A 10009-nucleotide genomic window follows, 5' to 3' on the forward strand; every position below is an offset into this window, starting at 1 on the left:
GAGCGGCGCACAATGAGTCGTAATCAACCGGGGCTTCTTGAGCCCAGCCTGGTGCGCCAGGCCCTGCTGGACGCCGTTAAAAAACTAAGCCCGATGGTGCAGTGGCGAAATCCGGTCATGTTTATTGTCTGGCTGGGCAGCATTCTCACTGCCCTGCTGGCGGCGGCGATGGCGACGGGCCACCTGTCCGGCAGCGCCGGATTCACCGCCGCGATCGGCCTGTGGCTGTGGTTTACCGTGCTGTTCGCTAATTTTGCCGAGGCGCTGGCGGAAGGACGCAGCAAGGCGCAGGCCAACAGCCTGAAAGGCGTTAAAAAAACGGCATTCGCCCGCCGGCTGCGCGCCCCGCAGCGCGATGCCCAAATGGATCACGTGCCCAGCGAGGAGCTGCGCCGGGACGACATCGTGCTGGTTGAGGCTGGCGATATCATTCCCTGCGACGGCGAGGTTATCGAAGGCGGTGCATCGGTAGATGAAAGCGCCATCACCGGTGAATCCGCGCCGGTGATCCGCGAATCCGGCGGCGATTTCGCCTCGGTAACCGGGGGAACCCGCATTCTGTCCGACTGGCTGGTGATCCGCTGCAGCGTCAACCCCGGCGAAACGTTCCTCGACAGAATGATCGCCATGGTGGAAGGCGCCCAGCGGCGCAAAACCCCTAACGAGGTGGCCCTGACGATTCTGCTGGTTGCCCTGACGCTGGTCTTTCTGCTGGCGACCGCCACCCTGTGGCCCTTCTCGGCCTACGGCGGTACGCCGGTAAGCGTAACCGTGCTGGTGGCGCTGCTGGTGTGTCTGATCCCCACCACCATCGGCGGGCTGCTCTCCGCCATTGGCGTCGCGGGCATGAGCCGCATGCTCGGCGCCAACGTGATTGCCACCAGCGGCCGCGCCGTCGAGGCCGCGGGCGACGTGGACGTACTGCTGCTGGATAAAACCGGCACCATTACCCTCGGCAACCGCCAGGCGTCAGCATTTTTGCCCGCACCGGGCATCGACGAGCGCGCGCTGGCGGATGCCGCCCAGCTGGCCTCGCTGGCGGATGAAACTCCCGAAGGCCGCAGTATCGTGGTGCTGGCCAAGCAGCGTTTTAACCTGCGGGAGCGCGACGTGCAGGGTTTACAGGCGACGTTTGTTCCTTTTACTGCCCAGACCCGCATGAGCGGGATCAACGTTCAGAACCGCATGATCCGCAAAGGCTCAGTGGACGCGATCCGCCGCCACGTGGAAACCAGCGGCGGCCACTTCCCGTCGCAGGTCGATAAGCAGGTAGAGAGCGTGGCCCGGGAGGGCGGCACGCCGCTGGTAGTGGTGGAAGGCGCGCAGGTGCTCGGGGTTATCGCCCTGAAAGACATTGTGAAGGGCGGTATTAAGGAGCGCTTCGCCCAGCTGCGCAAGATGGGGATCAAGACGGTGATGATCACCGGGGATAACCGGCTGACGGCCGCCGCTATCGCCGCCGAGGCCGGGGTGGACGACTTTCTCGCCGAGGCAACGCCGGAAGCCAAGCTGGCGCTGATCCGCCAGTACCAGAGCGAGGGGCGGCTGGTGGCAATGACCGGCGACGGCACCAACGATGCACCGGCGCTGGCCCAGGCCGACGTTGCGGTGGCGATGAACTCCGGCACCCAGGCGGCAAAAGAAGCCGGCAACATGGTGGATCTGGACTCCAACCCCACCAAGCTGATTGAGGTGGTGCACATCGGCAAGCAGATGCTGATGACCCGCGGATCGCTTACCACGTTCAGCATTGCCAACGACGTGGCGAAATATTTCGCCATTATTCCGGCCGCGTTTGCGGCGACCTACCCGCAGCTGAACGCCCTGAACGTGATGCACCTGCACTCGCCGGCATCGGCAATCCTCAGCGCGGTGATCTTCAACGCGCTGATCATTATTTTCCTGATCCCGCTGGCGCTGCGCGGCGTGAGCTACAAGCCGCTGTCGGCGGCGGCAATGCTGCGCCGCAACCTGTGGATTTACGGCCTCGGCGGCCTGCTGGTGCCGTTTATCGGCATCAAAATTATCGATCTGCTGCTGACCCTGTTCGGTCTGGTTTAAAGGAGTTTATGATGGCGACACTGCGCCCTGCCCTGCTGATTTTGCTGTTTTTAACCTGTATCACCGGCGGCGCCTATCCGCTGCTGACCACCGCTCTCGGCCAGTGGTGGTTTCACGATCGGGCGAACGGCTCGCTTATTATCACCGACGGCCAGCTGCGCGGCTCCCGCCTGATTGGCCAGTCGTTCACTTCGGCGAAATATTTTCACGGACGTCCTTCCGCCACCGCCGACAGCCCCTATAATCCACTGGCTTCCGGCGGCAGCAACCTGGCCGCCAGCAATCCGGCGCTGGACGATGCAGTGCGCGCCCGGGTGGCGCAGCTGCATACAGAAAACCCGCAGGCCAGCGGTGCGGTTCCTCTGGCGCTGGTCACCGCTTCGGCGAGCGGCCTGGACGGCGGCCTGCCCCCGCAGGCGGTGCGCTGGCAGATCCCGAGAGTCGCGGAAGCCCGTAATATTCCCGCCGGAACGCTGGAGGCGCTGGTGACAGAACATACCGAACGCCCCCCGGTCGGCTTTATCGGCCTGCCGGTGGTGAATATTGTTGCCCTTAACCTTGCGCTGGATGCCCTGAAGCAACCCTGAGGACCGAGAATGACCGACGAACCGCAGCGCCCCGATCCCGATCGCCTGCTGGCGCACGCCGAGCGCTGGCACCGCGGCAGGCTAAAGATCTTTTTTGGCGCCTGCGCGGGCATCGGGAAAACATGGGCGATGCTGAGCGAGGCCCAGCGGCTGCGCGCTCAGGGACTGGATATTCTGATCGGCGTGGTGGAAACCCACGGCCGGGCGGAAACCGAAGCGCTGCTGGACGGGCTGTCTGTCCTGCCGCAGCGGCGCCTGCGCCACCGGGAGCGCCAGGTAAGCGAATTCGATCTGGATGCCGCCCTCGCCCGCCGCCCGGCGCTGATCCTGATGGACGAACTGGCGCACACCAACGCGCCCGGCTCCCGTCATCCCAAACGCTGGCAGGACGTCGAGGAGCTGCTCGATGCCGGCATCGATGTCTTTACTACCGTCAACGTCCAGCATCTGGAAAGCCTCAATGATGTGGTCAGCGGGGTGACCGGCATTCGGGTGCGCGAAACGGTGCCCGATCCTTTTTTTGACGCCGCCGACGAGGTGGTGCTGGTGGATCTCCCGCCGGACGATCTGCGTCAGCGCCTGCGTGAAGGCAAGGTGTATATCGGCGGGCAGGCCGAGCGCGCCATCGAACATTTCTTTCGCAAAGGCAATCTGATTGCCCTGCGCGAGCTGGCCCTGCGCCGCACCGCGGATCGGGTGGACGACCAGATGCGCGCCTGGCGCGACCGGCAGGGAGAGGAGAAGGTCTGGCACACCCGGGATGCCATTCTGCTATGTATCGGACACAGCGGCGGCAGCGAAAAGCTGGTGCGCACCGCCGCCCGGCTGGCGGCAAAATTTGGCAGCGTCTGGCACGCGGTGTATGTCGAAACGCCGGAACTGCACCGCCTGCCGGAACACCAGCGGCGCAGTATCTTCGCCGCCCTGCGGCTGGCCCAGGAGCTGGGGGCCGAAACGGCAACCCTGGCGGATCCCGAAGAAGATCGCGCAGTGCTGCGCTACGCCCGGGAGCATAACCTGGGAAAAATCGTGATTGGCCGCCGCAGCCGCCGCCGCGGATGGCCGCGGGAGTCGTTTGCCGATCGGCTGGCGCGGCGCGGGCCGGATCTGGATCTGGTGATCATTGCCCTCGAAGAGCATCAGCCGCCGGTTGCGCGCGCTGCCGATGGTCGGGTATGGCACGACCGCTGGCGCGCCCAGCTGCGGGGATGCGCGGCGGCGCTGGCGCTGTGCGCGCTGATAACGCTTGTCGCCAGCCAGTTTCTCACCGCGTTCGACGCCGCCAACCTGGTGATGCTCTATCTGCTGGGCGTGGTGGTTATCGCCCTGCTGTATGGCCGCTGGCCGTCTGTACTGGCCACCTTTATCAACGTCGCCAGCTTCGATATTTTCTTTATCGCCCCGCGCGGCACCCTTGCGGTGTCCGACGTACAGTATCTGCTGACCTTTGGCGTGATGCTCACCGTGGGGCTGACCATTGGCAATCTTACCGCCGGGGTGCGCTATCAAGCGCGCGTGGCCCGCTATCGCGAGCAGCGCACCCGCCACCTGTACGAAATGTCGAAAGCGCTGGCGCGCGGCCGCAGCCGGGAAGACGTAGCGGCCACCAGCGAAGCCTTTGTTCACTCCACCTTTAATGCCGGCAGCCTGGTACTGCTGCCGGATGGCGACGGGCACCTCGCGCCGCTCACGGACGGCGGCGGTATCACCCGCCGGGACGACGCCATTGCGCGCTGGAGCTTCGAAAAAGGCCAGCCCGCCGGAGCCGGCACCGACACGCTGCCCGGCGTACCCTGGCTGTGCCTGCCGCTTAAAACAGAGCAAAAGGTGCACGGCGTGCTGATCGTCGAGCCTGGCGATCTGCGCCAGCTGATGCTGCCCGAACAGAAGCGGCTGCTGGAGACCTGCACCCTGCTGGTCGCCAGCGCCCTGGAGCGCCTGGCGCTAACCGACAGCGAAGCACAGGCGCGGCTGTCGAGCGAGCGTGAGAGCATTCGCAACGCACTGCTGGCGGCGCTATCCCACGATCTACGCACCCCGCTGACGGTATTGTTCGGCCAGGCCGAGATCCTGACCCTCGATCTGGCGGCCGACGGCTCGCCCCGCGCCGCGCAGGCAAATGAAATTCGCCAGCACGTGCTCAACACCACCCGGCTGGTGAATAACCTGCTGGACATGGCGCGGATCCAGTCCGGCGGCTTTAATTTACGCAAAGAGTGGCTGACGCTGGAGGAAGTGGTGGGCAGCGCTATTCGCACGCTGGAGCCGGGACTGGGCGGCCGCCACATTCAGCTCAGCCTCGGCGATCCGCTGACGCTTATCCACGTGGACGGCGCGCTGTTTGAGCGGGTGCTTATCAACCTGCTGGAAAACGCGGTGAAGTACGCCGGTCCGGCAGCCGATATCGGCATTCGCGCAGTCAGCAAACAACGAGGGCTACAGCTCGAAGTCTGGGACAGCGGCCCCGGCATTCCGGCTGGTCAGGAGCAGGCCATCTTTGCTAAATTTGCCCGGGGCCACAAAGAGTCTGCCATCCCGGGCGTCGGGCTCGGGCTGGCGATTTGCCAGGCCATTGTCGAGGTACACGGCGGCGAACTACACGCCCGCAATGCGCCGGAAGGCGGTGCCTGTTTTGCGGTCACTCTGCCGCCGGAAGTCCCGCCCGCGCTGGATGATTATGTTGAGGAAACATGATTAACGTACTGATTGTTGAAGATGAACAGGCTATTCGCCGCTTTCTGCGCAGCGCGCTGGAGGGCGACGGCCTGCGGGTTTATGAGGCAGAAACCCTGCAGCGCGGCCTGCTGGAAGCGGCAACCCGCAAGCCGGATCTGGTTATTCTCGATCTCGGACTGCCGGACGGCGACGGCGTGGAGTTTATTCGCGACTTTCGCCAGTGGAGCGCCGTGCCGGTAATTGTTCTTTCTGCCCGGGCCGAAGAAGCGGACAAAATCACCGCCCTCGATGCCGGGGCCGATGATTATCTCAGCAAGCCCTTCGGTATCGGCGAGCTGCAGGCCCGGCTGCGGGTCGCCCTGCGCCGCCACGGCGGCGGCGAACAAAATCAGCCGCTGTATAGCTTCTCCGGCATACAGGTCGACATCGCCAGCCGCCGCATCCGCCGCGGTGACGAAGAGATTCACCTGACGCCTATTGAATTCCGCCTGCTGGCCGTTTTACTCAACAACCACGGGAAAGTCCTCACCCAGCGCCAGCTTCTGAGCCAGGTCTGGGGGCCGAATGCCGTCGAACACAGTCACTATTTGCGCATATATATGGGGCACCTGCGGCAGAAACTGGAAAAGGATCCGGCGCGCCCGCAGCATTTATTAACCGAAACGGGAATTGGATATCGTTTTATGCTGTGAATAGTTATTCATTATTGTTTTTATTTGAATACTCATTCACCAACTTTATTTGAAAATGAAGGGTGTTATTTAATAATATAATTAAAAACATTAAATTAACATTTACAATACATTCATATAATTAATTGCGTTCCTTTTTGATATTTCTTGCGCTTATTTATCCTTAAGGCTATTTTAGCGATCTGGCTCACAACTATTAATTCCTCCGGCGTTAAAATGAGCCCGCATTTAGAAATAAATCATCGAGGTGAATACCATGGAAAATAATAACCGAACAATGCCCCACATCAGGCGAACAACCCATTTAATGATGTTCTCCCACCGCAACAGCTTCGATTTTCACTTCTTTAACGCCCGATAGTCACTCTGACTACGGGTGCCTCAGCGTACAGGTCTTTCCTTAAGCTCATACCCAACATAATTCGAGCTGCATACCGGCAGCGCATAAACTCATCCCCGGGACCTTACTGACGTAAGCGACTGTGGTGAATGATTGCCGCTAATGCCCGTGCTGCAAGAAGTATGCTGGATATATACAGATTTTAACCTGTAGCCCACGCACTCGCCCCCAATAAATCCAATATCAATTAGTCTCCGGGCTAAATGGATTTATTATACCTGAAAAGCAATATCCTGATTTTATTATCAGTGACCTCATATTGCCTTTTATCCGGAATGCACAATTTCCCTGACAGGAAATTGAAGGCCTGCTATTACCTGAATTAAAGAGATGAAAATGTCTGAATTAAAAATTGCTGTTAGCCGCGACTGCCCAACCTGCTTTAGCACTTCGCGTACGTTAGTGCCTACCGATCACACCCAGTTTATTGACGTTGCTGCCGCCGTATTGTCAGTCGAGGATATTGAATGTGGCAAGCTCGACGAAATAGACGCCACCGGCTATAACCTGCCGGTCTTTATTGCGCTGGCAAAAGAGGAATCGGTACCGGCGGATTATTTGCCACGCATTCAGGGCGTCTTCGAGCACGATGAAATCCGCAATGACTTTTATGGCCGCCAGCTTGAAGCCGCCGCGCACAAATATGAAACCCAGCTGCGCCCGCCGTTTTTCAGCGCGCTGGTGGACTACGTAAACCAGGGCAACAGCGCGTTTGACTGCCCCGGACACCAGGGCGGCGAATTCTTCCGCCGCCATCCGGCGGGCAATCAGTTTGTCGAATACTTCGGCGAAACGCTGTTCCGCTCGGATCTGTGCAACGCCGACGTGGCGATGGGCGATTTGCTGATCCACGAAGGGGCGCCCTGCAACGCCCAGCAGCACGCGGCAAAAGTGTTCAACGCCGATAAAACCTACTTTGTGCTGAACGGCACATCCTCATCCAACAAGGTGGTGCTCAACGCGCTGCTGACGCCGGGCGACCTGGTGCTGTTTGACCGCAATAACCATAAGTCCAACCACCACGGCGCGCTGCTGATGGCGGGCGCAACCCCGGTGTATCTCGAAACCGCACGTAACCCCTACGGCTTTATCGGCGGTATTGACGCCCACTGTTTTGAAGAGCCGTACCTGCGCAAGCTGATTGCTGATGCCGCGCCGCAGCGTGCCGCCGACGCCCGCCCGTTCCGCCTGGCGGTTATCCAGCTCGGCACTTACGACGGGACGATTTATAACGCCCGTCAGGTGGTGGATAAGATTGGCCACCTGTGCGACTACATCCTGTTTGACTCGGCCTGGGTCGGCTACGAACAGTTTATCCCGATGATGGCCGACTGCTCGCCGCTGCTGCTGGAGCTGAACGAAAACGATCCGGGGATCCTGGTGACGCAGTCGGTTCATAAACAGCAGGCGGGCTTCTCTCAAACCTCGCAGATCCATAAAAAAGACAGCCACATCAAAGGGCAAACGCGCTATGTGCCGCACAAGCGTCTGAATAACGCCTTTATGATGCACGCCTCCACCAGCCCCTTCTATCCGCTGTTTGCCGCACTGGATATCAACGCCAAAATGCACGAGGGCCAGGCCGGACGCAATATGTGGATGTCCTGCGTCGAGAACACTATCGAGGCCAGGAAGCTAATTCTCAACAACTGCCGCCACATCCGCCCGTTCGTACCCGAGCAGGTTGACGGTAAGCCGTGGCAGGACTGGGAAACCCGGACTATCGCCAGCGATCGCCGCTTTTTCCACTTCGTTCCCGGCGAATCGTGGCACGGTTTTGAGGGCTACGCCGAGCACCAGTATTTCGTCGATCCCTGCAAGCTGCTGCTGACCACGCCGGGCATCAATGCTGCCACTGGCGAATATGAAACTTTCGGCGTGCCGGCCACCATTCTCGCTAACTTCCTGCGGGAAAATGGCGTGGTGCCGGAAAAATGCGATCTCAACTCCATTCTGTTCCTGATGACGCCGGCCGAGGATATGGCCAAGCTGCAGCAGCTGGTCGCGCTGCTGGTACGTTTTGAAAAACTGCTGGAGTCCGACGCGCCGCTGGAAGAGGTACTGCCGTCGATTTATCACCAGTACGCGCAGCGCTACGCGGGCTATACCCTGCGCCAGCTTTGCCAGGAGATGCACCAGATCTACGCCCGCCACGATGTGAAGCAGCTGCAAAAAGAGATGTTCCGCAAAGCGCACTTCCCGCGCGCCGTAATGAACCCGCAGGAGGCGAACTATGCCTATCTGCGCGGAGAAGTGGATCTGGTTCCGCTGTCTCAGGCGGAAGGCCGCATCGCGGCGGAAGGCGCGCTGCCCTACCCGCCGGGCGTACTGTGCGTCGTGCCGGGAGAAATCTGGGGTGATGCCGTACTGCGCTACTTCACTGCGCTGGAAGACAGCATCAACCAGCTTCCGGGTTTTGCACCGGAGCTGCAGGGGGTTTATCTCGAAGAACGGGATGGCCGCAAGCAGGTGTGGTGCAACGTGATTAAGCCGCAGCGCGCCGGAGCCGCCCCGCGCAGAGAGGTTCAGCTATGAGCAAATCAAATAAAATGGGGGTTGTTCAGCTCACCGTCCTGACGATGGTGAACATGATGGGCTCCGGGATCATTATGCTGCCCACCAAGCTTGCGGAGGTGGGTACCATGTCCATCATCTCCTGGCTGGTGACCGCCGTGGGTTCAATGGCGCTGGCCTGGGCCTTCGCCAAGTGCGGAATGTTCAGCAAGAAAGCGGGCGGCATGGGCGGCTATGCGGAGTATGCCTTTGGCAAATCCGGTAATTTCATGGCCAACTATACCTACGGGGTTTCGCTGCTGATCGCCAACGTGGCAATTGCTATCTCGGCGGTGGGCTACGGCACCGAGCTGTTCGGCGCTGCGCTGACGCCGGTACAGATTGGTATTGCGACGATCGGCGTGCTGTGGCTGTGCACGGTGGCTAACTTTGGCGGCGCGCGCATTACCGGTCAGCTCAGCAGCGTCACCGTCTGGGGCGTGATTATCCCGGTAGTGGGGCTGTGCGTTATTGGCTGGTTCTGGTTCAGCCCGACGATGTACGTCGCCGCGTGGAACCCGCACCACCTGCCGTTCTTTAGCGGCGTCGGGGCTTCTATCGCCATGACGCTGTGGGCTTTTCTGGGCCTGGAGTCCGCCTGCGCCAATGCCGACGTTGTGGAAAACCCGGAACGGAATGTCCCGATCGCCGTGCTCGGCGGCACCCTCGGAGCGGCGGTTATCTACATTATCTCAACCAACGTTATTGCCGGGATCGTGCCGAATATGGATCTGGCGAACTCCACGGCGCCGTTTGGTCTGGCTTTCGCACAGATGTTCACGCCGGCCGTCGGCAAGGTGATCATGGCGCTGATGGTGATGTCCTGCTGCGGTTCACTGCTCGGCTGGCAGTTCACTATCGCCCAGGTGTTTAAATCCTCGGCGGATGAAGGTTATTTCCCGAAGGTATTCTCCCGGGTTAACGGCGCCGGTGCGCCGCTGCGGGGAATGCTGGTGATTGTGATTATCCAGACCGGCCTGTCGCTGATGACCATTAGCCCGTCGCTGAACAGCCAGTTCAACGTGCTGGTTAACCTGGCC

General features: G+C 60.6%; 7 protein-coding genes. All 7 read left to right on the plus strand.

Annotated elements, in window-relative coordinates:
- Positions 1-12 precede the first annotated feature (12 nt).
- A complete protein-coding gene (gene kdpB, locus QZ766_RS15405; protein ID WP_297203419.1) occupies positions 13-2061 on the plus strand; it encodes a potassium-transporting ATPase subunit KdpB in 2049 nt (682 codons plus the stop codon).
- Positions 2062-2072: 11 nt separating this feature from the next.
- Complete coding sequence (gene kdpC, locus QZ766_RS15410) at positions 2073-2648, plus strand: potassium-transporting ATPase subunit KdpC (protein ID WP_297203432.1); 576 nt, start codon at positions 2073-2075, stop codon at positions 2646-2648.
- Positions 2649-2657: 9 nt separating this feature from the next.
- A complete protein-coding gene (gene kdpD, locus QZ766_RS15415) occupies positions 2658-5342 on the plus strand; it encodes a two-component system sensor histidine kinase KdpD (RefSeq protein WP_297203421.1) in 2685 nt (894 codons plus the stop codon).
- On the plus strand, positions 5339-6016 hold the full coding sequence (gene kdpE, locus QZ766_RS15420; RefSeq protein WP_297203422.1) for a two-component system response regulator KdpE: 678 nt from the start codon (positions 5339-5341) through the stop codon (positions 6014-6016). The genes kdpD and kdpE overlap by 4 nt, the downstream gene beginning before the upstream one ends.
- A gap of 256 nt (positions 6017-6272) precedes the next feature.
- A complete protein-coding gene (speFL, locus tag QZ766_RS15425; RefSeq protein WP_297203424.1) occupies positions 6273-6377 on the plus strand; it encodes a leader peptide SpeFL in 105 nt (34 codons plus the stop codon).
- A 375-nt stretch (positions 6378-6752) separates the two neighbouring features.
- A complete protein-coding gene (gene speF, locus QZ766_RS15430; protein WP_297203426.1) occupies positions 6753-8951 on the plus strand; it encodes an ornithine decarboxylase SpeF in 2199 nt (732 codons plus the stop codon).
- Positions 8948-10009: putrescine-ornithine antiporter (potE, locus tag QZ766_RS15435; RefSeq protein WP_297203428.1), on the plus strand; the 1062-nt coding region annotated here is incomplete at its 3' end. The genes speF and potE, both read left to right, overlap by 4 nt.

It is taken from the genome of uncultured Pluralibacter sp. (genome assembly GCF_913775985.1).
GTDB lineage: Bacteria > Pseudomonadota > Gammaproteobacteria > Enterobacterales > Enterobacteriaceae > Pluralibacter.